The following is a 24,198-nucleotide window of genomic DNA, read 5'->3' on the forward strand; positions in this document are numbered from 1 at the left end:
GTTCGACGCCGCCAGGAGCAGGTCGGCATCCCGTGCCGCGCCGCAGTTCGCCGTACTGAGCCGGGTACAGGCCGAGACTGCCGTCGAGTGCCCGTGCCAGCGGCGTGCCAATTCGTCGTGGGGAAGTAGGTGTCGATCAGGCTCGTCACACCCGCCGACGGCACCTTCCACTACAGCAGGGTGTCGTTGATCAGATGGTGGAGGGCGACCCCGGCTTCGGACCGAACCGCCCGCTCCCGATCTCCTCGCTGAGCACGCAGCCGCGGGCCCCCTCACCTCCCCCACCCCACCTGCGGCAACCTCCTCACAAGCGGGTGTTCCGGGTCCACCCCGCGTACGCCTGCCCGGACTCGCGCCAGCTCGGCGGCGGCTGACTCGCGCTCTCCGCGGCGGACGAGGACCCGGGCGAGGTGTTCCCTTGCGACGAGGGTGTCGAGGTGATCGGCCCCCAGTTCGCGGACGCGTCGGTCGAGAACGTCACGAAACACCGTCTCCGCAGCTCGCAGCCGCTGTTGCTGGAGATAGACGAGGCCGAGTGCGTCGAGGCTGCGCATGGTGTCGACCTCGTGCGGCCCGATGATGCTGGTCTGCAGCTCGACGGCGGCCTGTGACTCGCGCTCGGCCTCGTCGAGCTTCCCGTCGAGTCTCAGCAGCCAGGCGGTCACGGTTGCGCACCGTGCGCGGTCCGTGCCGGCGCCGACTCCGGTGTCCCGGAGGAGCTCGGCGAAGCGATGCCGTTCGGCGAACGCCTCGCCGCGACGTCCCGCGAGGCCCAGCAACCAGATCCGCTTGTGCACCAGCGCGAGTGCGCGCGGATGGCGTTCGCCGAGGACCCGCACGGTGTCCGCGAGCACCGCGTCGCAGTCGGCGAGAGCCTCGTCGACCCGCCCCGCCGTACCCGCGAGCCACACGAGCTGTTCGCGCGTGGCCAGGGTGTCCGGATCGTCATGACCGAACACCCGGTCCCGCACCGTGTGGACGTCCCGCAATGCTGCTTCTGCGAAGCCGAGCCGTCCGCGGAGCGCCTCGACGACGGCGGCTCCGTGTCGGATCTCCAGGACGAGCCGGTCCTGTCGGCCGAACAGGGCAGTCGCGTGTGGCTCGAGTTCGGCGAAGCGCTGCCGAGCGTCGGTGAGGTGGCCTCGCTGGGTCACCACCCGGGCCAGCAGGTAACGGGTGCTGATCGTGGCCCTGTCGTCCTCGCCCATCACGCGCCGCCGGTCCGCGAGCAACGCCCGGAGTTCGCGGTCCGCAGCCCGGACACGCCCGTCGCGGAGCAGCGCCCACGCACGATAGTGACGGCTGTCCATGGTGTGCGGGTGGTCCGGGCCGAGCGCAGTCCGCCGCGTCCGCACCACCCCCCGCAGGTCCTCCTCGGCCTTGCGCGCGTCGCCGAGCGCCAGGGTGAGCCGGGCGAGGGTGTGCCGGGTGCGCAGCGTGCGGGGATGGTCGACCCCGAGCACCTTCTCCTGGTCGGTGAGAAGGTCGGAGTAGGCGTCGACGGCTTCGTCGAAGCGCAGCTGCCGCATCGCGACCCAGGCCTCCCGCACCCGGACCATCAACGTCATCGAATGCGTCGCGCCGAGGGTTTCCTCCAACTCGTTGCGGAGCGAGGCGAACAGCGCGTGAGCCTCCTCCAAGCCGGCCGGGCCGAACGCGTCCTGCGCCAGCAGGCAGCCGAGCCGGTAGCACGAGTTGTGCACGTCGAGGTGCGCGCGGGTGCCGTGCAGCTCCTCCCGCAGCCGCACGAGCGCGCGCAGCTCCTCCTCCGCCTCGACCGGGTTGCCGGCCATGCCCGTCACCCAGGCCAGCCGGTGGCGCGTGGCGAGCGTGTCGCGGTGGAGGGGGCCGAGCAGCTCGGTCCGCTCCACGAGCACCCCGATCAGCCGGCGCGCGGCCGCGTCGAGCTCGCGCTGCTCCGCGAGCACCCAGCCGAGGAGGTCCCGGGCCGAGAGCGTCGAGGCGTGCCCGCGCCCGTGTACCCGGACCTTGGCCGCGACCACCCGGCGGATCAGCACCTCCGCCCGCGCGAGGTCGTCCTCGACGGCCGCGACCGACCAAGCCCGCGTCTGCCGCGCGTCGAGCCGAGCGGGATGGTCGTCGCCGAGGGTCTCGCTGAGGGCGAGAGCCTGGTCGAGCAGCGCCAGGGCGAGCGGGCTCCCGTCCGCACGGATGAGTCGCCCGGCCACCCTGTCGACGAGGGTGAGTACAGCAGCATGCGCAGAGTCGGATGCGTCGGGCGGCAGCGTGTCGAGCAGCTCCTCGGTGTGCGGGTGCAGGCGCATCGCCGCAGGCCAGTCCCCCGGCAGCCCGGGGTCGAGCGCCTCCGCGGCAACCGTCAGCGCGACGACGGCGTGGGCGTGCGACCGCGACGGCGCGTTCCGGCGGGCCAGTTCCGCGAACCCGTGGTGCAGCTGCACCACGGTGGTTCCGTCGGCCGCCTGACGACGGTCGAGCAGGCCCACCCGCACGAGCGCGTCGAGCGCCTCGGGGTCCCCGGGCACGACGGCCGCGGGCAGGGGCTCGTCCGGGTGGAACCGGGCGAGCACCCCGAGCAGGCCCTCGGCCCGGTCCCGGATTCCGCCCGGCACCGCGTCGAGGCAGACCTCGAAGGTGGCCGCGACGGCGTCGCCGCCCGGCAGCGCACCCAGGTCCAGGTCGGCGAGCATCTCCTCCAACCGCGCGGTGCCACCCGACGCCGCGGCCTCGCCCGCACCCCGCAGGGCCAGCGGCAGGCCCCCGAGCAGCGAGGACAGGCGCTGCGCCGGCTCTGCCCAACCGCTGCGGGCGGGCGTGGGGAGCCGATCGAGGACGATCCTCGCTCCCGACCGCGGGTCGAGCCCCCGCACACGGTGGACGACGACGTGCTCACCCCAGCTCTCGGCGTCGCCGTGCCGGGAGGTCACCAGCACCGTTCCGGCGGGGCTGCGCCGGGCCCAGGCCGGGTGGCCCACCGCGTCCGGTCCGGCGTCGTCGAGCAGGACCACCCAGGGGTCGTCGGCGTCGTCGAGCAGGGTCCAGAGCGCCTCGGCCCGCACGGCCGGGTCGACGGGCCGCAGGGCGAGGTCGAGCCGGCGGGTGGGCGCGCCGAGGAGGCGGGCGACCCGGCGCAGCCCGTCGCAGACGTCGTCGAGGTCGTGGGCGGTCACGCAGATCGCGCGGTTGCTCCCGCCGAGGCGCGCGGCCACCGCGCGGGCCGTGGTCGTCTTGCCGAGACCGGCCTCGCCGACCAGGACGAGCGCCGGCCCGCCGAGCGGCCACGCCTGGGCCAGCAGCTCGTCGACGAGCTCGCCGCGCCCGTGCAGGACCGGGAGCTCCTCGACGGGCGGCACGATCTCGGCCGCGACGGTCACCGGGTCGGCGCCGGTGAGCCCGGAGAGCTGCCGCGTGCGCGCGGGCCCCGGCTCCCCCGTGCTCTCGGCGCGGGCCGCCTCGAAGAGCGCGCGGTAGCCGTCGTCCTCCCATTTCCCGCCGAGCAGGGTGACGACCCGCTCGGCCAGCCCGACGCGGACGGTGACGTCGCCGCTCAGCAGCCGGTGCACCGGCTCGTCGACCTGCCCGCTCGCCGTGAGCGCGCGGCGCAGCCACTCCTCGTCCCGCCCGGTCCACTCCAGCAGCGCGCCGAGCTCGCGCTGCCAGTCGGCGCCGGCCCCGGCCCCGGCCGGGGCGACCTCGTCGAGGTCCTCCTGGACGTCGAGGGCGCGGAGGCGCCGCATGACGTCGGCGACGTCCGCGGCGGGGAGGGCCGCGGCCAGCTCCTCGACGTGGCGTTCCGCCCACGCCCCGTCCTCCGGCGGCCGGATCGGGAACACGCGATCATCGCCCTCCTGACCGGGGGTGTCGAACGCGTTCATCAGCTCTCCCCTTTGCTGCGCCGGCCGTACCGCCGCTTCCAGCGGTACAGCTGGTTCTCGATGACCTTGGGGCTGACCTGCAGCGCGCGTGCCGCGTCGGCCCAGCCGGCCCCGTCGTGGGCGAGCCGGTGGTCGACGGCAGCGCGCAGGGTGTCCGGCATGGTGCGCAGGAGCGGGTCGAGACGACCGGTGGGTTGGTCGCGCAGGGCGTCGACGAGGTCGACCTCGGTGAGCCGGGCCTGCTCGCGCGCCTTCTGCACCTCGGCGGCCAAGGTCAGCGCGGCCCGGTCGCGCCCGCGACGCCAGGCCGTGAGCTGCTCACCGAGGACGAAGTAGCACCGGGTCACGAGGTAGCCGGGCACGGCCCGCCCGCCGGGCCGCCACCGCCCGCCGACGACGTCGTGCCGCTTGAAGCGGGCCAGCGCGTGCGCCACGGTGGCGTCGAACAGCTCTGTCCGCTGGGCGCCGTCGGTGCGGAGCATCTCCCCGTCCTCCGGCGTGAGCCACAACGGGTGCAGCCCGGCGCGCCTGCGGTGGACGTTGGCCTCCGTGACCAGGGTGTGCCGCAGGAACTGCTGGTGCAGGGTGGCCAGGGCGTAGCGGGCGAGGTGCTCGGCCACCCCGTCCCAGCCCGGCCCGCTCGCCCCGCACCCCCGCAGCACCGCGACCGCCTCCTCGTCGCCGATGCGACACAGGAGGCATCGGCACCACCGTTCCGGTTCCCGCTCTCGCTCGTGCACGTTCACGGACGCCTCCCCGCAGGTGTCCGGGGCGTCCACCGCGCCGCCCGCGCCGACCGTTCGCCTTGCCGCGCACTCCGTCCTACGGGCGGGGAGGACCCCAACCCCTCGCGATCCGCAGAAAGAGTGTGGACAGACGTCCGACGGGCGCGGTGTCGGGCGATCGCCCGACATCTACCTCCCGGGCCACCCCCACCGCGGGCGCACGGCCACGATCAGCATCCGCTCCCGCCGCGGCGAGTCCCGCGCGACGATCACCTTCAGCGCCCCGCACGCCTCCGCGATCACCTCGGACGCCGCGGCGAAGTCCTCAGGCCTCGTCCCCAGTCGGCAGAAGGCAGTGACAACGACAGCCTCGCCGCACGGCCGAGCGTTGACCAGCAGAGGGAGGTTGCCGGACCGGTTCTCCAACCCGGCCCACACGCACCCGACCCGCACCCGGTGCAGCACGACGAGCGCGAGCACCTCCCCCGCCACCCGCTCGCGCGCCGGCCTGGAGAGGAAGGACAGCGCGACGGCTCCGAGGGCGGCGACGGGCGCGACCCACCCGAACTCGGACCAGAGCACGCCGAGCCCGCCTAGCAGGGTCAGCTCGCGCCACCAACGCGCGAGGGTCGCGCCGGGCGCGAAACGCAGCCGACGATCGGGCTCGAGTCGCCCGAGGTCACGGGGACGGCTCGGGACGGGCCGGCAGGACTCGGAGGGGTGGGCCATCTGCGCCTCCGCACTCGACGCGACGGCCGGGTGAGCCGTCGTGGAGTGCTAGGGCGCGTTGCTGCTGTTCCCCCTCGGTGGCATCGCTGGCGTCATCCAGCTCAGGCGGAATGACGACGTCCGAGGGCCCGATAGCTCCACCCCGCGGCTTCCCACTTGTCCCGGTCGAGCGCGTTGCGCCCGTCGAGCACACGCTTCTGCCTGACGACCTTGCCGAACGCCACCGGGTCCAGCTCGCGGAACTGCTTCCACTCGGTCAGCAGCAGCACCGCGTCAGCGCCCTTGGCCGCTTCCTCCGGGGTGTCGGCGTAGTCGATCTGCGGCCACTGCTTCTTGCAGTTCTCGATCGCGGCCGGGTCCGTCAGCACGACATTCGCGCCCTGGAGCTGCAGCTGAGCGGCCACGTTCAGCGCCGGTGAGTCCCGGATGTCGTCGCTCTCCGGCTTAAATGCCGCCCCGAGCACCGCCACACGCTTGCCCAACAACGAGCCGTCCAGGACCTCACGCGCCAGCTCTACCATCCGGATTCGGCGCCGCATGTTGATGTTGTCGACCTTACGGAGCGAAGGTAGTCCTCGCCTCGGGCCCCGAAATATCACCGGTTACCCCTGTCGGGCCACACAGGCCGCCAACGAGGCCGCCGGGCCGCTGGTCAAGATCGCTCGCGACCCGCGGATCACGCGGATCGGGGCGATGCTACGGAAGTACTCGGTCGACGAGCTCCCCCACCTGTTCAACGTCATCGGCGGCACCATGGCGCTCGTCGGGCCCCGGCCCGCTTTGCAGCGCGAGGTCGACCTCTACTGCGCCACCGCCCGTCGTCGGCTGATGGTCAAGCCGGGCATGACGGGGCTCTGGCAGGTATCGGGGCGCAGCGACCTGTCGTGGGACGAGTCGATCTCGCTCGACGCACGCTACGTCGACACCTGGTCCCCCGCCCTCGACCTGAAGATCCTGGTCCGGACCGTCGGGACGGTCGTGCGGGGCGACGGGGCGTACTGAACGCGTTGAAGTCGGCTCGGCAAGGTCGTAAAAGGAAGCGCGGAAAGGCGGGCTCCAGACCCGTGACCGGCGAGCGGTCCGCCGAAGTCGTCATTGAGGAGACGCCGTCGCGCGCGAGTGGGACCTCGAGATCCAAATGGACCTCGACCGGCGTTCCGAGTGATGAACGTGATGTGGCTTGTGAGCGGCTAGACTGGATCTACCGCTCGGCGATTCGGCGCCGATTTGCCGCAGAGAACATGTTGACCTGCGATCCGGGGATTGCCACGCTGACCGTCCACTGGTCGGGGGTTGATTGTCGTCTCCCGACAGGCATCGAGGAGGCACCCGTGGTGGACCGTGATGAACTTGTGGAGCGCTTCGCGTCGGACCTGGATGCGATTCCAGGGGATATACTCACCGACTCCGACGCCGATGACGTCGGCATCGAACGGGTCAGCGTGAGGATCGCGGCGTACTTTGCTGAGGAAGGTAAGGTCACCAACCAGAACTTCTTCGGTAGTTCGTGTTCCACGAGATTCATCCTCGACGTCGCGGGTTCCAGCGTCACCGGAGTGGACGGGCTGGTGGCGGTCAGCTTGAACGCATTTCATTGCCTTGACAAGCCGGTCGTTGCGGGGGGCACCGTGCTTCGCTATGAGAGTCCGCTCAACGTCATTGCGACACCTCGCTCCATTCCATGCTTCGTCACTGCCAAGGTTGGAATCGCCAACCAACCTGGCGGCAATGACGACGTCCACATCAACCTCCGAGCCAGGGATGCGAGTGGAAGTCCACTCGAGGGCGTCAGAATCTATTGGCGATGCATGGTGCCGACCTACTCGGATCAGGCGTGAAGAGCCGCTCGTTGCCGATTCACAAGGAATCCAGCCTCATCGCTCGATCGGCACACGGGGACGGGAACCGCTCACAGGAGGCGGGTTGCAGTGACAGCATTGAAGAAGGCCACAGCGATTTGGTCTGCTCACGGGGTAGCCGCGGTACTCGAATGGCCGAACTCAGCGGCGGAGATCCGCCGTAACACAATAGGCACCATCCTCATCCAAGAGGCCGGGACCCACAATTGGATTCACCTGCCGGTGCCAGCAGCGGGCTGGCTGTCAAAACGCGTGGAGCAAGTGATCGGGTTCGGACTCCGCGCCGAATGCAACGAGAATGCTCGCATCGACCTCGTCAGGCTGGTGGACTCCGGGCGCGACTTCGGCAACGGCGACACACCGTCCTACCAGGACGAGGTCGGCTTCCTGGGAGAGGCGGTCTGGTACACGAAGGAGTTGCCAGAAATGATGAACTGGTATTCCGGTAGGGTCATTTCGATCCACGTCGATTTCCTCTCCGGATCGCCGAGGGGGCGGATCGAGTTCCGTGGAGGAGACATCTACACCAAGCATTGAAGAACGCAGGATGTGCCCGGCCAACGCCCCGGCCGGCCGCCTGCGGCAGCGGTGCTGCGGGAGTCGGCCGGCGGCCGAGCACGAGAGTTTCGCTACAGGGCAGTGAGCTCGAACTGGTGAGGACCCCCGAACCTGTGGAGGCGACCGTGTCGGAGCCGATCGAGCGGGTGCGCTTCGTGCAGGGCCAGCTACTGCGCCCAGAGGACTTCCGGGCCGAGCAGGACTACCACCGCAGGATGCGCTGGCTCCACAACCGGTTGCTCCACGGCACGGGTGTCGTGACCGGTCTGGAGGTCGGCCTCAGCGACGACCGCACCGAGGTGCAGGTCTCGCCGGGGCTCGCGATCGACGAGTGGGGACGTGAGCTGCTGTCTGACGAGATAGCGCGGATCGCGGTCGGCGGTATCGAGGCGCCGGCATCGGACGCGCCCTTGTGGGTCGTTGTGCGGTGGGTGGAAGAAGCGACGGCTCCGGCTGTGCCGACGCCGGGATCGGGAGGGGAGTTCACCCGCATCCGCGAATGCGCTCTCGTCGAGGTCCAGAACGCGGCGCCCAGTGGCGAAGCACCGGCGCTCGTTCTCGCCGCCCTGACGCGGGAGGCAGGACGCATCACCGGCATCGACGTCTCGGGCCGTTCGATTCTTCCGTGAGTGGTGCCACGACCACCTTCGCCGATGATGACTTCGAGCCATGCAGACCCGGAAGCGTGCGGACGGGGTTCCTTCAACGAGAGCAGGCCAGACGTCGACGGCAACGGCGATCCGGACCGACCGACCTCATCTCTCACCCCTCAGGAACGTCGGTCGACCGCCGCGACGTCTCCACCGGCTCTCGGAGGGGCGCTTGCAGGATTTCTCGAAGAGGGTGTCACGGGCTCCGCGGTAGGTGTCGAAGATTCGTTCGGGCTACTCATCTCCGACGCCGCCAGGCCGGAATGCAACTGGAGCCACGAGGAGTAGCCCGACATGACCGCCGCGTTCGACGAGCTCACCGTCGACCTCAGCAGCGTTCCCGTCCCCGCCCAGCGCCCGGCTCCTGTGGAGGCCGTCCGCGCGCTGGAGCTGCCGCCGGCGCGGCGGGCCGGGACAGCGTGGGCGTGGTGAACGCGGTCGTGGCTCTCGTGATCGTGCTGCTGGTCCTGCCCGTGCTGCTGGCCGTCGCGGTCACGGTGAAGCTCGACGGCGGGCCGGTGTTCTTCCGGCAGACCCGCGTCGGGCAGGACGGGCGGCAGTTCCGGATGGTCAAGTTCCGGACCATGGTGGTCGACGCCGAGGTGCGGCTCGCCGCCCTGCGGTCGGCCAATGAGGCCGCCGGGCCGCTGTTCAAGATCGCCCGCGACCCGCGGATCACACGGACCGGGGCGGTCCTGCGGAAGTACTCGGTCGACGAGCTCCCCCAGCTGTTCAACGTCATCGGCGGCACGATGGCGCTCGTCGGCCCCAGGCCCGCGCTCCAGCGGGAGGTCGACCTCTACTGCGCCACCGCCCGTCGTCGGCTGATGGTCAAGCCGGGCATGACGGGGCTCTGGCAGGTATCGGGGCGGAGCGACCTGTCGTGGGACGAGTCGATCTCGCTCGACGCACGCTACGTCGACACCTGGTCCCCCGCCCTCGACCTGAAGATCCTGGTGCGGACGGTCGGGACCGTGGTGCGGGGCGACGGGGCGTACTGACCTCAGCCGACCGGCTGCACGACCCGTGATGGTCGCCTTCGGGGTCTTCGTTCGCGGTCGATCCAGGAGGGCGGCACGAACTCGGGTAACCCGTCGACCATGCGCACCTCCCAGAGGGAATGGTGGACGAGCCGGTGGTGCATCGCGCAGAGCATGACGAGGTTGCCCAGCGCGGTCGGACCGCCGTGCTGCCACTCGCGCACGTGATGGATCTCGCACCACGAGGGTGGGCGCCCGCAGCCGGGGAAGGCACACCCGCCGTCGCGGACGACGACCGCCCGGCGCAGCCCGTCGGGGACGGTGCGGGAGATCCGCCCGACGTCGAGCGGAACCCCGGTGCCGGACAGCACCACCGGGACCACGGCGGCGTCGCAGGCGAGCTGGCGCAGGGTCTGGGGGGTGAGCCGGCCGCCGAACTCCAGCGAGGCCACTGAGGCGCGCCGTTCCAGATCCTCCAGCCGGACGGTCACCATCAGCTGCGGGCGGCGGCCGCCGGTCTCGGGGAGACTGCCGCGCGAGAGGACCTGGCCGCACGCCTCGGCGAGGGCTTCGGCCTGCCGCTCCGGAACCGAGCGCTGGTCGTCGGCGTCGCGCGGGGCGGCGCCGGCGTCGACGACCGCGGCGATGGAGTCGAACATCGCGGCGTCGTCGAAGCGGCCGGCGAGCTTGCCGCCGGGCCGGGTGCGGAACCGGGTGAGGCGCACCTCGTTGATCTGCGGGCGAGGCGAGTCGTCCGGCTCGGCGCCGTCCTGGTCGAGGATCTCGACGAGCTGGGTGCCCCAGGTGTGGAGCTCGCTGGGCGTGTAGACGGCCGCCTTGTCGGCGAGCTGGACTTCTGCGCCCGCCCAGGTCTCCGGATCGAGCCGCCGCGCCGGCGCACTGTCGAGCACGCGGGCGATCACCTCGACGTGCCGCAGCCCGGCTTCACCGGCGGCGAAGACCGTGGCGGTGGCGGGCAGACGAGCCGGGAGCGCAGAGCCGTCGAGTCCGACCTCTTCGCACACGGACTCCGCGGCGACCACCCGTCGTCGGGCCTCGAACCGCTCCCACCCCAGCAGATCGCCCAGGGCTCCGGCAGGTGAACGGTAACCGCGCTCGGCGAACACCCCTCGGCGCTGCAGGTCGGCGACCATGCCGACCATCGCCCGGTCCATGCTGCGCCGCACCTCTTCGCACACGGTGAGGGCGGCGATCACCTCGTCCGCCGCGGCGCCCGGTCCGGCGGCGTCGGACAGCTGCGCGACGTCCGCCTGCAGGCGGTCGCGCGCGTCGTCGACGGAGCCGGTGTGCACGCCCTCGATGATACTCGAACAATTGTTCGAGAGAAGGTCGATCGTCGCAGCTCAGCGGCCATTCGGCGCATCCCTACGGCAGACTTCCGGTGGGTCGTCGAGAGCCGTACCGGTCGCAGACCGACTCGCCCTCGGCAACGTCCGGCTCACCCGTCTCAGACAGCCGGCCTGGTCGTGATCGTGATCTTCGGGCCGGGCGCGGAGACGGAGTCGATCTCGAGGCCCGACTTCTGGCCGTTCCACCACCGGCTGCTCGGGACGGTGGCGCTGCCGAAGGCCGTGCCGAACGGGGCGCCGTAGACGTCCGACGGGTCGAGGGAGTCGGCCCCGTGCTCCAGGTCGAAGGCGGCCGTCCGCCTGCTCGAGAGAGCACTCGTAGTGCCGCGTGGACGTCCTCTGCTCGTTGCTGTTGTTGCCGAACTCGTCCACGTGCCGGATGAGGAGGCCGGCGTCGGGGAGCGACGTGTCCCGCCCGGCCTGCTGCCGGTTCTCGAGGGATGAAGTACTCGGTCGCGTTGCGACGCCTGATCAGGAAATCGTTGATCCCCGCCCGCAGGGCGACGGTCCTTCCCGGCGTGATGGTCGCGACCGAGTCCGCCCATCCGGAGGCGTGCTTCAGGTAAGCGCGACATGAACGGGAGTGACGTCCGCCCCGCCGCCGCCCATCAGGCAGAAGTTCCCGACGCCGTTGCTTCCGGACCCGTAGTCGTACAGGTCCGGGTAGTCGCAGATCATGTGCCGTTCTCGTGGCAGAAGGTCCGCAGCGTCACGCGGCTGACCATGTCGGTGATCGGGTAGTCGTCGAGCCTCTTGCCCGACGGGAGCTCGAACGGCGACGCGAGGAACGAGGAGTGCGGCCACAGGCCCTTGGCCCGGTTGTTGACGCGCGCGCCGGCGTAGAAGACGTTGAGCGCCCGGACGAAGACGGAGTCGTCGCCGGTCAAATTCGGGAAATCGAACCCACCCGCGACCAGGTCGTCGAGCGCCTCGCCCGATCAGTTCGCGAGCACGCACCGGCTGCCGGACGGTCGGGTCCCTGGAGAACGCACGCTCGCGCATGGCCGTGTAGGAGGCGGTGACGACGTTCCGGTAGGTCAGCCTCCCGCCGGAGACCTCGGTGAAGTAGTCGCGCACCAACCCGTTGTTGCCGAAACCGGTGTAGCCGGACTCGTTGCAGAAAGCCTCGACCTCGGCCTTCGCGATCGTGCCGGGCACGTCCGGGAACTCGACGAGTAGGCACAGGCCCACGAAGTCGCCGACCGTCTGTCCGCTCGGAGGCGCGGGGGTGGGGCCGGAGCCCTCCTGGGTCGGCCGGGCCCGCCGATCCGCCCGGCGGGTCTCCCACCGCGGCCGCTCCTCCTCGGCGCCCCTGATGGACCGCACCGTCTCGGCGACCGCCTCCGGACGCACCCGTAGGTGCTTGGGCAGGTCCAGCTCGGCGGGTTCGACGACGTCGAACCGCGGTCCCCCGGGAGCAGGTCCTGCTTGTCCGTGCCGATGGAGGCGTAGTGGAAGAAGCCGGTCGCCGGATCCTCGACGAGGGCGAACCCGTCGAGCGTACGGAATCGGCAGGCATCCCCTCGCCCGCCGGAGCGGCAGACGGTAGCCGTCAGAGGACGGTGTGAGTGGCTCGCTACGCAGAGGTACGTATGCCTCGTGCCGGCGCTACCCGTCGTTCTCCTGGCTGTTGTCCTGCGTCCCGCTCGTGCTCCCGGAGATCGTGGTCGTCGTCCGCGAGGTCGAGGGCTTCGGCGTGGTGGTGGTCGTCCGCGTCGCCGTGCGGGGCTTCGGGGTGGTGGTCCTGGTGGGGGCCGGTGCGGGCTTGGCGGTCGTGGTCCTGACCGTGGTCGTGGTGGGACGTGGCTTGGTGGTCGTGGTCCTCGTCGGCGGCCGGGACGACGAGGTCGGCGGCACGACGGGCGGCGGCGCCGGCGGGGCGGCCTCGTTCTCCGGGGTCAGCGGGTTGTCGGCCACCCCGCTCGGCGAGCGCACGAAGGCCGGGCTCGCGCCGCCGGGGCAACTGACGACGGCCGGCTCGACGCGGTTCAGCGTCACGGTCAGGGCCGTGTAGACCGCGCAGCGGAGGGCCCTCCGGTCGGGGCCGAGGCCGTTCCAGCCGTAGGTGCTCGCCTTCTGGAAGTTCCCGAGGGCGCCGGCCTCGTCGCCGCGGCACATCTGGATCGCGGAGGCGAAGAGCAGGACCTCACGTGGCCCGGTCAGCCGGTCCCAGCGCGAGTTCAGTGCCGCCTGACCGGCGTCGCACCCGGTCCGCACGGCCCGGTAGACCTCCGCGTCGGGGCCGTCGCCGCTGATGTCGGCGACCAGCGCCCACTCGTGGCTCGGTGCGAAGGTCGGCAGTGGCCGCGCGCCGGAGCCCGAGCTGCATCCGACCGGCAGGAAGACGATGCCCGCTGCGAGGGCGGCCAGCACGCGAGCGCCGTCCCGGCGGGCGGACCGAGCCGGGCGCGCGTCCTCGCCGGCCATCGGACGAGGGTCCCAGTCGGAGGAGCAGGCGTCATCGGCCCGATGGCGGAGGCGAGAGGCAGCTAGATGGGGACCGGGCGGCCTCCGTGCGTCGCAATCGCGGACGGCACGGAAACGAAGACGTGGGGGTGAGCGACCCAGGCCAGGCACCGGCGGTGCACGCACGGCTCGGGCCGGCGGACGGGGGCGATGAGCATGCGAATCACGCAGATCATGGGGCGGATCACGGGGGTGCTCGCCGCGGGCGCGGTGCTGGCGCTGGGTCTCACCGGCACGGCGACGGCGCAGCCGGCCCAGGCGCCCGCCTGTCCCACACTCGAGGGTTGCTACGGGTACCAGGACATGAGGGCGTTCTCCAACGAGCTCATCGCGCTCGTGGACGGGTTCTCGGGGGCCAGCTACACGAACATGTCGCGGCCGGTCTACCGGTACATCCCAGCCGGGACACAGCAACCGACGGCCTGCACCGACACCACCGGAGCCCCCGCGGTGGCCGACGGAACCGCCTTCAACTACTGCCCGGCGGACGGCACTGTCTACATCGGCCAGGACTCCCTCTACGAGCTGTACTCGCTGTCGGGCGACGGTGCGGCGGCACTCGGGCTCGCCCACGAGTGGGGCCACCACGTACAGGACGTCGCCGGGGTCTCCGCGACCGTCGTGAGCCAGCTCGGTGCAATCCAGTCCGAGAACCAGGCCGACTGCATCGCCGGCGCCTTCCTGGGCCACCTCGACGCCCGGGGGATCCTGGAGCCGGACGACTACGCGGACGTCCGCACGGTGCTCCCGAAGATCGCCGCCGGCGAGGACGATCTCACGCGCGACCACGGGACCGTCGAGGAGCGGGCGACGGCCGTAGACCTGGGCCTGCGGCAGGGGCTCGGAGGATGCAACGTGTACTTCCCGGAGACGCCCGTCCTGGCTTGAGCCTTTCGGAGTGCTCAGGGCCGGGACGACGGAACGATCTTCTCGACGATTCGGTACACCGCGCCCGTGATCAGCACGACGGCCTCGTGACGGGCATGCTGGGGCTTGCCGATCGGGTCGACGACCGACAACTCCTCGCGATCGAGCGTGAAGGCACTGCGACTCCGGCGCCCGCCGGCACTTCTTCAGGCCGGTCGGAGCAGCGTCGGAGAATTCGACGGGCCGAATCCACAGAGAGGTATCACGACCTCGGTCGTCAATCTCCTCTTCTCGCCGGCAGTCGTCTGCATCGGCGTCACGCATCAGCGAACCCACCTCGACGAGGTGCGGCGACGGGCGAGGAGGTCGGGAATCGTGACACTGTTCATCAGTTACTCACGGCTCGACGAGGAGGCCGTGAAGGCCCTCACCCGCGGTCTGGAAGCCGCCCGGCTGAATGTGTGGCGCGATCACGAACTCCAGGGCGGCGACAATTGGTGGAGCGTGATCCTGGAGAGGATCCGGTCCTGCTCGGTCTTCCTCTTCGCGCTGTCGGACGCCTCCATCAACCGTTCGAAGCCCTGCAAGGCAGAGCTCGAGTACGCGATCGCCCTGCGCCGGCCCATCGTGCCGATCCAGGTGGGCCCTGTGTCCTCCATGAGGGCCATGCCCCTCGCCGAGCTGCAGATCGTGCACTACTCGCCGGACGACGCGACGACGGGCTTCGCGGTGTTCTCCGCCGTGCAACAGGCGGCAGCGAGGCTCGCGCCGCTTCCACAACCCCTTCCTCCTGCGCCACCCATCCCCTACGGGTATCTCCTGGCCCTCAGCAGGAAGATCGACGTCGGGGGCCTCACGCTCGACGAGCAGATGCGGATCATCAACGACCTCCGTCAGGCCCTCATCGACGAGGACGAGGACGCCGTGCGTGCCGACATCCTCAGGATGCTCGACGAGATGCGCAGGAAGCCGTGGACGGTCGTCCGCGCCGACCAGGAGATCTCCAGGATCCTCGCCTCGAACGAAGACGTCCGGCAGCGCGAGAACACCGCGAGTCCCGCGGTGACCGGCGCGGCTGAGCGGCGGAACATCCCGCCACCGGGCTGGTACCCCGATCCGACCCGCCGTCACGAATGGCGCTGGTTCGACGGCGACTGGACTCCGTGGGCGTCGGACCGCGGGGTCACGGTGCAGGACCCGCTCTGAAGATCACCACTCATCAGGATGGAGAGCGACGATGGACCACGACCAGGAGAGCGGGCAGCCCGGCCCGGCCCCCTACTACCCGCCCCCGCAGTTCCCCCCGCCGACGGCGCCACCTCCGGGCGGTCCGGTGCCGCAGCCCGCCTCGTACCCGACCGGCCCGCAGCACCCCGGGGCGATGCCCTCGTTCCAGCAGCCCTGGCAGGCCGTCCCTGCGCAACGCCCGTCGCCGATGTGGGGCCTCACGATTCCGGCCGCGGTCCTCGCCTTTCCTCTCGGGCTCCTGGCCGTCTACTTCTCGGCCCAGGTCAACCAGAACCTCAGGACCGGTGACCTCGCGGCGGCGGCCAAGAACGCCGGACTGGCCAAGACGTGGGGGGCGATCCTCCTGGGCCTCGGGATCTTCCTCACGCTCGTCTACATCGGCGCGGGCAGCGCGGGCCGCTACTGACGGGGTGCGGTGCTGCGGTCGAGGACTTCCCGGCCGCAGCGGCCCGCCCGGTGAGAGGTCGCCCTAAAGCGGGTCCACCTCGTCCCTCGGATCACGCACCCGCATCTACTCCTGCACGCGGCGAGAACGCGGTCTCGAGATGCCGCACCGCTGCCCCCGGCCGACGCTCACGTGGCCACGTGTTTCGGCTCCGCCGGCACTATCCGACGCACGTCGGGCCGTTGCGCCACGCTGCGGATCTGCTCCGCGGTGAGCTCCACGGCCACCGCATTGGCGAGGGCCAGCGTCCGCGGCGGACTCGTCACGCCCAGGCGGTCCAGGTGCTCCATCAGGTCCCGCTGCAGCTCTTCCGTCTCCCGCTCCAGCGTGGTCAGGCGTGCGCCGGGGTCGCCGGAACCCTCCGGTACCCCAGCCGGTGGGACGAGTTGGACGAGCACAGCCACCCGGGCTTCCTTCGCCCCCTGCGTGGCCCGGCTCTCGAGGGCCCGCCAGACACCGGGATCGACGGTGCCGTCGTCGCTGGTCATGTGGGGTACCTCCCTCGCCCCTCGGGCGGTGGCCGGATGTCTCGCACCACCCGAGGGGCCAGAGTAGGGCGTGTCAGGGCTTGACGGGCAGGGTGCGGATCAACGCGCCCATCGCGTTGACGAGCCCGTATCCGACCTCGTCCGGGCGCAGCTGCAGCCGCTCACACGTGTCCTCGAGGAGCTTCTTGACCACGGCCGGCTTGGCGCCGGCATTCTGCTCGAGGATCAGCGCTACGAGACCGGCCACGTGCGGCGACGCCATGGACGTGCCGCTGAGCGAGGCGAAGCCACCGCCGGGAACCGTCGACTGGATGTCCACGCCGGGTCCCGCCACGTCCGGTTTGGTGATCCGGATCGGCGAGCCGGGCGAGAGCCGTCCGCTGCCGGGACCGATGCTCGAGAAGGGCGCGAGCTGCTTGCCCTTGTCGACGGCACCCACGGTGACCACGCGTCGGGCTGCGCCGGGATGCCGGATGTTGAACTGGCCCGGTCCCGCCGCGGTCCCCTCGTTCCCGGCGGCGACCACGACCGTGACCCCGAGCCGCATCGAGTTGTCGGCGGCCACGCAGAGGATGCAGTCGGCGTCGTTGCAGACCCAGTTGTGGAAGGGTTCGCTCCAGCCGAGGCTGAGGTTCGCCACGTCGGCGTTCCGGCGGACGGCCTGCTCGAGGCCGTCGATCACGAACTGGGGCTCACCGAAGCCGGCCGACGTGAGCACCTTGATGTTGATGATGTCCGCGTTGAACGCCACGCCACGGAAGACCGCATCGTTGCTCGCGATCGTCCCCGCCACGTGCGTCCCGTGATCACCGGGAACGGCGACGGACTCGCCGGTCATGTCGACCTCGTCGACGACCCGCCCGGCCAGGGCGGGATGCGTGCTGTCCACGCCGCTGTCGAGCACGGCGACCCGCACCCCGCGACCGCTCGCGCCGAGTTCGTCCCATGCTTCCCGTACCTGCATCACCTCGACGCTCTCGCGCATGGCCGTCACCTTGTCCAGCCGCTCGAGACGGACCAGCGCGACCTCGTCGTCGTCGGAGATCTCCTCCAGCTGTGCAGGCGTGAGTTCGACGGTCACGGCGTTCGTGAGCGTGTGCTGCTTGGGTGTGGCGCCCGGAGCGACGGTCTGGATGTGCCGGATCAGGTCCTCCTGGCTCCGGCGCGTCTCGCTCCTGAGATCGGAGAGAGCCGTGCTGCGGTCCGCCGCGGCGTCCTCGCTCGCGAGAATCGTCTCCTGGTGGGAGATGGTCACGCGCAGCGGGGCGTCGGCGACCTCCGCCGCGCTCACCCCTCGCCCGCGTGCCCGGCGCCGCTCGTCCTCGATGTGAGTGAGCAGCCTGGGTTCGAACTTCTCAGTGGTCACTGCATCCCCTTGGTGCGTGGCGTCCTGGCGATCCCGAACGGGCGCGGAGCAGCCGTCGGGCACGACGACTCGAGGCCGGGTACCTGGTGCATCCGCCCCTGGTCGACCGGCAGGGGCGTGGTCCGGCAGATCTCGTCGGTGAGCGACTGAAGGCCCTCCGTGTTCGGGCGTCGCTACGCAGTTGTGCGTAGCGTCATCCGGCAGACCAGCGCAGTGACGAGATCCGTACACCGAGTGCGTAGATGTACGTACGTGACGAACGCGGTCGCGGGTCTCATCGTCATCCTCCCGGCACCGGCTCCGTCTCCCGTGATGGGGGCGACAGGAGGCCCGGGGCCGGGCGAACCGTCCCTGCGATCTCAGGAGGAACCATGGCGAGTGTGATCGTGAGGGTGACGCCCACGAGTGCCCGGTCGCCGCTCTCCCGCCTCATCACCCTTCCGCTCGGCCTGGACCTGTGGGAGGTGCGTCCCGACCATGCGGTGCTGCAGGCCGGCGAGGCGCAGGTCTCGCGGCTCGAGGAGATGGGCTACGGCGTCGAACAGCTACAGCTCAGCGAGTCCTACCTGGCCGACTTCGCCACCGAATCGGCCGCGACCGGCTACCACTCCGCGGAGAGCCTGGAACAGGACCTGCGCCGACTCGCCGACGACAATCCCGACATCGCCGAGCTGCACGAGATCGGCCGCAGTGTCGAAGGACGACCCGTCCTCGCCCTGCGAATCGGGGAGCGGCGTGGGAGCTCGCGCAAGGTGGCCTTCCTCGGCTGCCACCACGCCCGCGAATGGATCTCGGTCGAGGTGCCGTTCCTCCTGGCCGAGGACCTGCTCGCGCACGCGTCGGAGAACCCCGTCCGCGAGTGGCTGCAGCAGGGGGAGATCTGGGTCGCGCCGATGGTGAACCCGGACGGGCACGAGTTCACGCGCACCCCCGGGAACCGGTTGTGGCGCAAGAACCGGCGTCGCAACCGGGACGGCACGACAGGCGTCGACCTGAACCGCAACTACGGATACATGTGGGGCACTCTCGACGTCGACACGTCCAGCCACACTCCCGCCGACGAGACGTACGTGGGACCCCGGGCGTTCTCGGAGCCCGAGTCGCGCGCCGTCCGCGATCTCGTCGCCCGCCAGTTGTTCGGAGGTGTTCTGACATACCACAGCTATTCCCAGCTCATTCTGTATCCGTGGGGCTACACGGACGATCCGATCCTCGACGAGACGGACCGCCGCGAGATGCGGGACCTGGCCGACGACATGGAGCGGCTGATCGCCAACGTGCACGGCCAGACGTACACGGCGCAGCAGTCCTCCCAGCTGTACCCGACCGCGGGCGACACCACCGACTGGACCTACGGCGAGTACGACGCGCCTTCCTTCACCGTCGAGCTGCGCCCGGCGTCGGCGATGGCCGGTGGGTTCATCCTGCCGGCGAGCCAGATCCAGCCGTGCTGGGAGGAGAACCGTCCGGCAGCGCACGCCTTCATCAGCCACGTGCTGGAGAAGCCGGAGCGGTGAGGCACGGTGGTGGCCCGCCGCGAGGGGAGGTCCGGTGACCGGCAGCGGCGAGACCTGGGTCGCCCGGCTGACGCCCTCTGTCGGGAGGAGCGTCGCCGATCTGCTCGCCGTTCCGCTCGGCCTGGACGTGTGGGAGCGGCATCCGGACCACCTCGTGGTCGCGGCGTCCGAGAGCCAGCTCGGGGAGCTGGAGCGGCGACGGCTCGCCGAGGTCGAACGCATGATGACCCGCTCGCAGTACGAGGCGCACATGACCGAGGGGCCGACATGAGTTCTGGCGGAGCCGTCGCGGCGGGCCCCGGCACGGCCGACACACAGCCGCGCCGGCGGACCCCGCGCCGCCGGGCGGCCGTTCACTCCCACGACCACCCAGCCGCTTCACCAGCGAGTCGACCACTACTTGACCGGGAGGGCCAGGACCTGTCCGGCGACGGGGACATCGATGTTGGTGACGACGTCGCCGTTGAGTGCGAAGATCTCCCGCCACCGCGACGCGTCGTCGAGCTGTGCGGTGGCGATGGACTCGAGGGTCTCCCCCGGCTGCACGACGTGGAAACGCGGCGGCGGGACCATCGGCGGGCCGGACGGCATGATCAGTACCTGCCCCTCCCTGATCCGGTCGGGATGGCGCACGGTGTTGCGGTTGAAGGCGAAGATCTCCACCCAGCGCGCCGCGTCCCCCAGCTCGGCGGCCGCGATGCCGGTCAAGGCCTCGCCCGCCACCACCGTGTGCAGCACGGTCGGGGCGCCGCCCGGCAGCACGCCGGCGAACCGCAGGAGGTCGGCCAGGTCGAAGTGTCCCGGGCGCTGTGCCGGGAGCGACGCCGTCCAGCCGGGTGTGCGCAGGATGGAGTCCGCGCTGCGGCGGCAGATTCCGACGAGCACCTCGGCGACCAGCGTGCTCCCGACCGGCCCGAGCCGCTCGCCGTGTCCGAGGCTCCGCGCCTCGGCGAGCAGGTAGAACCACAACGGGGTGCGATCCAGGAAGCCGCCCGCGGCGAGCTCGGCGGCCTGGCGCTGCCCCACCGCGGCCCGCAGCTGGTCCGGGCTGAGCACCGGCAGACCGAGGTGCCGCGCCACGGCCTGCCCGGTGGGCATCCGGAGGCGGTAGCCGCGGAGCAGGTTGCGGGCCGACAGCATGGCCGCCAAGCCGCGGTCCGGGGTGCCCTCGGCGGTCGGCAGGTTGAACAGCGCCTGCCGCTGGCCCCCGGTGATCGCGGCGAGCCTGGTGTCGAAGCGGCGGGCGTGCCCTCCCGGTCCGGCCCCCGGGCCGATGATCCGCTCCCACTCGATGATCCAGTTCTCGGGCAGGGTCCCGGTTCCGCCGGCAGAGGTGTCGGTGGTTGGCGAGGGAAACCCGAGCTGCCCGCTCAGGGCGGAGAAGGTGAACAGGAGGTCGAGTGTGGCGGGGCCGCCCGGTTTGTCGAAGCCGAAGTTGATGTTGAAGTCGTACGCGGGGCGGACCATCGAATGGCCGAAGCGGTACGCCGCCGCGCTGAATTCCAGCGGTATGAAGAAGGGCTCGGCCGCCGGATCGAGCCAACGGTTCCCGTGCTCGACGATCTCCGTGACGATCTCGGGATCCGCGACCCGCGTGAGAAAGTCGTCGATCACGACGAACTGGTGGTGCTGCCGGAGGATCCGGCGTGCCCCGTCGAAACCGTGCCCCTCGTCGACGAGCCGGTTGTGAGCCTTGAGGAACGCCACGTGCAGCTGCGAGATGATCGTGTTCTCGTCGTTGCGCGGATCACCGATCAGGGCCGCGCGGTCGTGTGCGGGATCGGTGCTGCGGGGCTCGCGGGGCAGGTCGTTGTCGATGCCCTTCCCCGCCGGCCGCGCCAACGGCGGGTCGGCGTTACCGAGTTCCGAGACACTTCCGACCAGCATCTTCGCCGAGTTCAGAGGATCGCGTGGCGCGGGTGGGGAGTAGACGCTGTCGAGGTCGAGCGTCGCGGTCCGGCCGTTCTGCAGGTGCTCCTGGATGTCGTGGAGCGGTAGCGGAACGGCGTCAGGAGCGAAGAGACCGCCCGCCGCCTCCGACGCTGCGCCGGAAGCGACCTCGAGCGTGATGTCGTGATCGACGAACTGCCCGAAGTAGGTGTACGCGGCCGGGACGGGTGAGTTCTCCGACGAGTCCTGCCCGTCGAAGTCGGCCATCGTCTCCGCCAGTCGCTTCAGCGCGGCGACGGTCGCGGGGCCCTCGGGCAGCAGATTGGCCGGGTCGTTCTGGAGCCCTGGGAAGAGGAGGTCGAAATCGTGCAGGTCGGGGGTCGTCGTCACCGCGAAGGCGAGAGGTTCGGACGCATCCCGGAGCAGATTCTCCCGAGCCGAGCCGAGCTGTCCGACGGTGATCGGTTTTCCGTGTGGAAGGCGCGTCATGGTCACTCATGGTCGCCCTCTGATCACTGATACGGGATACGCAGGTATACGTAGGAGCGGACACCGCGATCAGCCCGTCAGGTGGACCTCGGTGAGGGTGCCGCTGGTGAGGTTGGTGACGTACGCCGTCTTCCCGTCCGGCGTGACCGCGAGGCTGGTCGGGGCGTCGCCGGTCGGCAAGGTGGCGGTGACCTGCCAGGTCCGGGCGTTGACCACGCTCATACTGTCGCCCTCGACGTTGGTGACGTAGACGAACCGGCCGTCCGGCGCCCACGCGATGTCCTGCGGCTTCCGACCCACCGGCACGGTGGCGACGACCTGCTCGGTGGCGGTGTCGATGACCGTCACCGAGTCGCTGTCGTAGTTGACGTTCGCGACCCACTTGCCGTCCGGGGACACCTCGAGGCTGTGCGGGCTGACTCCCACCTTCACCTCGCCGATCACCGTGTCGTCGGCGGTGTTGATGATCGACACGACGCCGGACTCGTGGCAGGCCGCGTAGGCGCGGGTGCCGTCCGGGGAGAACGCCACCCAGTGCGGGTTGGGGGCGACGCGGATGTCGTGCACCACCGTCTCCGTCGCCGTGTCGATCACGGTGATCGTGCCGGAGTCGTGGTTGGGCACGTAGAGCTTCGAGCCGTCGGGGCTCACCGCGAGGGCGAAGGGCCGGACCCCGACCGGGATCGTCGAGGTGATCGTGTTCGTGGACGTGTCGAGCACACCGACCAGGTTGATCGTCCGCTGGTCGTTGAAGATCGAGACGTAGGCGCGCGTGCCGTCGGGGGCGAAGGCCAGGTACTGCGGCGGCCCGGCTTCCACGGGGACCACCGCGACGACCTTGTCGCCCGCGGTGTCCATGACCGTGAGGACGCCGGCGTTGCGGTTGGCGATGTAGGCCAGCCGGCCGTTGGGAGAGAGGGCGATGAAGCCGGGGGTCCTGCCCACCGGGATGGTGGCGCCCAGCGACGGGATCGGCACGCTGGTGGCGATCGACGGCGCGACCGGTGCGGGGCCGAGCGGGATCTTCTGCGTGGGGCTGGTCGTCGAAGGGGCCGCGGTGCTGGAACCACCCCCGAACAGTCCCCACTCGTTCGCGGCGAACGAACCCACCCCGCCGATCCCCAGGAGCAGGACAGCTGCGACGAGCCCGGCCGTCATGGCCTTGCGCCCGCGTCCTCCGCCCCGGGACGAGGGCGAGGGACTCGGGGGCGGTGAGCTCCCTCCGGGCGTTCCGGCGCTTCTCACAGCATCGAAGGAGGGCGACGAAGCGGAGCACGGCGGCGCAGGGGGTGGCCGGGAGGTCATCACGACGGGCCCGGAGCCTGCCGGCCCCGGCGGGGCGGTGGCCGTCGTCGCGGCCACGACGGCCGGCATCGCGGCATGGGGAAGCTGGGACCAGTGCAGGCTGCTCAGCATCTCCGGAGGCAGGCCGTTGGCGTCGTCCCTCGGGAGGGGCGCCTGCCAGTAGAACGGCCTCACGAATCCCTGCCGCCCCAGGCTGAGCGCGTACTCCCACTCGCGCCGGACCTCGACCGACCGCATGGAGTTGTGCGACCAGTAGAGCTGGAAGACGTCGGCTTCCCTGATGAGCTCCAGGATGCGCGTCGGCCAGTGCTCCGCACACCTGAGGTCGCGGCGGTCGTAGACCACTCGATCCCCGAGGAGCTCGAGGGCCGGGACGAGCGCCTCGACGATGGCGACGTCACGGTGGGAGTACGAGGCGAAGATCTTCCGGTACCGGGAGGGCGCTTCGCGCTCCATGGTCGGCTCCGCGGCATCGGCCCGGACCTCGAACGACAGGAGGACCTCGCCGATCATCAGCGGCCCGAGCCAGACCTCGACCCGGCCCCGCACGCGTCGGCCCGTGGCCGCCGCGGCCGGGTAGACCAGGAAGGGGACCTCGTGGATCGGCTCCTCCCAGCGGAAGGCCGCCATCGGAGGGTTGATCAGGCAGTGCTCGATCGTCGGCCGAATCCTCAGGACGGCTCCCCGCGGCACGCCCTGGCTGCTCTCCGCCTGCCGGAGGTCGCCCGGATCCGGTGGCCGCCCGAGATGCTTCTCGGCGCGGGTCCGGACCTCCGCGAGGGGATCGCGTTCCACACCGCTCCGCCGGTCGATGTAGGTCTCCGTCTTGTGCGCGAAGACCAGGAGAGGAGCCCATGTCAGCGGACGGACCGCCTTCGGCCGGTACACACTGAACTGGACGTCGTCGTCCAGCACTCTCGTCGAGGCCGGAGCTGCCGCGGCACCGGCCGCAGCCGGGGCGACCGGCGCGAAGTCGGTGGCCGGGGCGGGCCCACCCGGGCCGAGAGCCGCCAGCGATCCGCCTGCGAGCAGGGCTGCGCCGAGCGCGACGGCGTACTTGGGGTGCGCGTCGACGACCGTGGGCCGCCCGAGCTCCTCGGACACCATCCGCGCGACCAGCGGGATCCGCGAGGACCCGCCGACCAGCAGCACCGCGCTGAGCTCGTCCGGGCTGACGCCGGCCGAGCGCAGCGTGCGCTGGAGTGCCCGGACGGTCGAGTCGATGGTCGCGCGGATCATGTCCTCGAACTCGGCGCGGGTCAGCCGGACGTCGAAGCAACGGTTCGGCAGGAACACGGGGATCGTGGTCTCGGTGTCGATCGACAGCGCCTCCTTGGCCAGCACGCAGTCCTGGCGCAGCCGGGCCAGCGCGACCGTGGTCTGCGGGTCGCT

General features: G+C 70.9%; 22 protein-coding genes and 1 pseudogene. 12 read left to right on the forward strand and 11 right to left on the reverse strand.

Going from position 1 to position 24,198, the window contains the following annotated elements:
* Positions 1 to 272: 272 nt before the first annotated feature.
* From AB0B41_RS01605 to AB0B41_RS01620, 4 genes are all read right to left on the reverse strand, one after another.
* Positions 273 to 3,854, reverse strand: coding sequence for a tetratricopeptide repeat protein (locus AB0B41_RS01605; RefSeq protein ID WP_358197722.1), 3,582 nt, complete (start codon positions 3,852 to 3,854; stop codon positions 273 to 275).
* On the reverse strand, positions 3,854 to 4,516 hold the full coding sequence (locus tag AB0B41_RS01610) for a hypothetical protein (RefSeq protein ID WP_358197724.1): 663 nt from the start codon (positions 4,514 to 4,516) through the stop codon (positions 3,854 to 3,856). Before AB0B41_RS01610 ends, AB0B41_RS01605 begins: the two co-directional genes overlap by 1 nt.
* A gap of 252 nt (positions 4,517 to 4,768) precedes the next feature.
* Entirely contained in the window at positions 4,769 to 5,308 is a 540-nt protein-coding gene (locus tag AB0B41_RS01615) for a hypothetical protein (RefSeq protein ID WP_358197726.1), read from the reverse strand.
* Between the two features lie 101 nt (positions 5,309 to 5,409).
* Positions 5,410 to 5,829, reverse strand: a complete 420-nt coding sequence (locus tag AB0B41_RS01620) for a UDP binding domain-containing protein (RefSeq protein ID WP_358197728.1) — start codon at positions 5,827 to 5,829, stop codon at positions 5,410 to 5,412.
* Between the two features lie 109 nt (positions 5,830 to 5,938).
* Between AB0B41_RS01620 and AB0B41_RS01625 the strand changes: the two are divergent.
* From AB0B41_RS01625 to AB0B41_RS01650, 6 genes and pseudogenes are all read left to right on the forward strand, one after another.
* Positions 5,939 to 6,310 (forward strand): annotated as a pseudogene (locus tag AB0B41_RS01625) (sugar transferase); the annotation flags it as partial.
* Between the two features lie 62 nt (positions 6,311 to 6,372).
* Positions 6,373 to 7,146 (forward strand): hypothetical protein, encoded by a 774-nt coding sequence (locus tag AB0B41_RS01630; RefSeq protein ID WP_358197730.1) that lies wholly within the window; start codon positions 6,373 to 6,375, stop codon positions 7,144 to 7,146.
* A gap of 90 nt (positions 7,147 to 7,236) precedes the next feature.
* A complete protein-coding gene (locus AB0B41_RS01635; RefSeq protein ID WP_358197732.1) occupies positions 7,237 to 7,704 on the forward strand; it encodes a hypothetical protein in 468 nt (155 codons plus the stop codon).
* Between the two features lie 146 nt (positions 7,705 to 7,850).
* Entirely contained in the window at positions 7,851 to 8,354 is a 504-nt protein-coding gene (locus tag AB0B41_RS01640) for a hypothetical protein (protein WP_358197734.1), read from the forward strand.
* A gap of 315 nt (positions 8,355 to 8,669) precedes the next feature.
* Complete coding sequence (locus AB0B41_RS01645; RefSeq protein WP_358197736.1) at positions 8,670 to 8,807, forward strand: hypothetical protein; 138 nt, start codon at positions 8,670 to 8,672, stop codon at positions 8,805 to 8,807.
* Positions 8,804 to 9,376, forward strand: coding sequence for a sugar transferase (locus tag AB0B41_RS01650; RefSeq protein WP_358197738.1), 573 nt, complete (start codon positions 8,804 to 8,806; stop codon positions 9,374 to 9,376). Before AB0B41_RS01645 ends, AB0B41_RS01650 begins: the two co-directional genes overlap by 4 nt.
* A 2-nt stretch (positions 9,377 to 9,378) precedes the next feature.
* Here AB0B41_RS01650 and AB0B41_RS01655 read toward each other — a convergent pair whose 3' ends face one another.
* Positions 9,379 to 10,668, reverse strand: coding sequence for a DUF222 domain-containing protein (locus tag AB0B41_RS01655; RefSeq protein WP_358197740.1), 1,290 nt, complete (start codon positions 10,666 to 10,668; stop codon positions 9,379 to 9,381).
* 174 nt (positions 10,669 to 10,842) lie between these two features.
* On the opposite strand from AB0B41_RS01655, the gene AB0B41_RS01660 reads away from it, so the two are divergent.
* Positions 10,843 to 10,968: a hypothetical protein gene (locus tag AB0B41_RS01660; RefSeq protein ID WP_358197742.1), complete on the forward strand. Its 126-nt coding sequence runs from the start codon at positions 10,843 to 10,845 to the stop codon at positions 10,966 to 10,968.
* 431 nt (positions 10,969 to 11,399) lie between these two features.
* Here the strand turns inward: AB0B41_RS01660 and AB0B41_RS01665 are convergent, their stop codons facing one another.
* Together AB0B41_RS01665 and AB0B41_RS01670 are read right to left on the reverse strand one after the other, a co-directional pair.
* Positions 11,400 to 11,612, reverse strand: a complete 213-nt coding sequence (locus tag AB0B41_RS01665; RefSeq protein ID WP_358197744.1) for a hypothetical protein — start codon at positions 11,610 to 11,612, stop codon at positions 11,400 to 11,402.
* 721 nt (positions 11,613 to 12,333) lie between these two features.
* Positions 12,334 to 13,152 carry a hypothetical protein gene (locus AB0B41_RS01670; RefSeq protein WP_358197746.1) on the reverse strand — a complete coding sequence of 273 codons (819 nt, stop codon included), beginning with the start codon at positions 13,150 to 13,152 and terminating at the stop codon, positions 12,334 to 12,336.
* A 189-nt stretch (positions 13,153 to 13,341) separates the two neighbouring features.
* Here AB0B41_RS01670 and AB0B41_RS01675 point away from each other — a divergent pair, with 189 nt between their 5' ends.
* The 3 genes from AB0B41_RS01675 (at position 13,342) to AB0B41_RS01685 (ending at position 15,712) form a co-directional block, all read left to right on the forward strand.
* Positions 13,342 to 14,079, forward strand: a complete 738-nt coding sequence (locus AB0B41_RS01675) for a neutral zinc metallopeptidase (protein WP_358197748.1) — start codon at positions 13,342 to 13,344, stop codon at positions 14,077 to 14,079.
* 354 nt (positions 14,080 to 14,433) lie between these two features.
* Positions 14,434 to 15,264, forward strand: a complete 831-nt coding sequence (locus AB0B41_RS01680; protein WP_358197750.1) for a TIR domain-containing protein — start codon at positions 14,434 to 14,436, stop codon at positions 15,262 to 15,264.
* A 31-nt stretch (positions 15,265 to 15,295) separates the two neighbouring features.
* Complete coding sequence (locus AB0B41_RS01685) at positions 15,296 to 15,712, forward strand: CD225/dispanin family protein (protein ID WP_358197752.1); 417 nt, start codon at positions 15,296 to 15,298, stop codon at positions 15,710 to 15,712.
* 167 nt (positions 15,713 to 15,879) lie between these two features.
* Here the strand turns inward: AB0B41_RS01685 and AB0B41_RS01690 are convergent, their stop codons facing one another.
* On the reverse strand, positions 15,880 to 16,239 hold the full coding sequence (locus tag AB0B41_RS01690) for a hypothetical protein (RefSeq protein ID WP_358197754.1): 360 nt from the start codon (positions 16,237 to 16,239) through the stop codon (positions 15,880 to 15,882).
* Between the two features lie 73 nt (positions 16,240 to 16,312).
* A complete protein-coding gene (locus AB0B41_RS01695) occupies positions 16,313 to 17,605 on the reverse strand; it encodes a S8 family serine peptidase (RefSeq protein ID WP_358197756.1) in 1,293 nt (430 codons plus the stop codon).
* Positions 17,606 to 17,976: 371 nt separating this feature from the next.
* On the opposite strand from AB0B41_RS01695, the gene AB0B41_RS01700 reads away from it, so the two are divergent.
* The gene (locus AB0B41_RS01700; protein WP_358197758.1) at positions 17,977 to 19,122 is read left to right on the forward strand and encodes a M14 family metallopeptidase; all 1,146 of its coding nucleotides are present in this window, start codon (positions 17,977 to 17,979) and stop codon (positions 19,120 to 19,122) included.
* Positions 19,123 to 19,156: 34 nt separating this feature from the next.
* Complete coding sequence (locus AB0B41_RS01705; protein WP_358197760.1) at positions 19,157 to 19,393, forward strand: hypothetical protein; 237 nt, start codon at positions 19,157 to 19,159, stop codon at positions 19,391 to 19,393.
* A 125-nt stretch (positions 19,394 to 19,518) separates the two neighbouring features.
* Here the strand turns inward: AB0B41_RS01705 and AB0B41_RS01710 are convergent, their stop codons facing one another.
* A complete protein-coding gene (locus tag AB0B41_RS01710) occupies positions 19,519 to 21,402 on the reverse strand; it encodes a peroxidase family protein (RefSeq protein WP_358197762.1) in 1,884 nt (627 codons plus the stop codon).
* Positions 21,403 to 21,570: 168 nt separating this feature from the next.
* Positions 21,571 to 24,198: Hsp70 family protein (locus AB0B41_RS01715; RefSeq protein ID WP_358197764.1), on the reverse strand; the 2,628-nt coding region annotated here is incomplete at its 5' end.

The sequence above is a fragment of the Pseudonocardia sp. NPDC049154 genome (genome assembly GCF_040648315.1).
Classification (GTDB): Bacteria; Actinomycetota; Actinomycetes; order Mycobacteriales; family Pseudonocardiaceae; genus Pseudonocardia.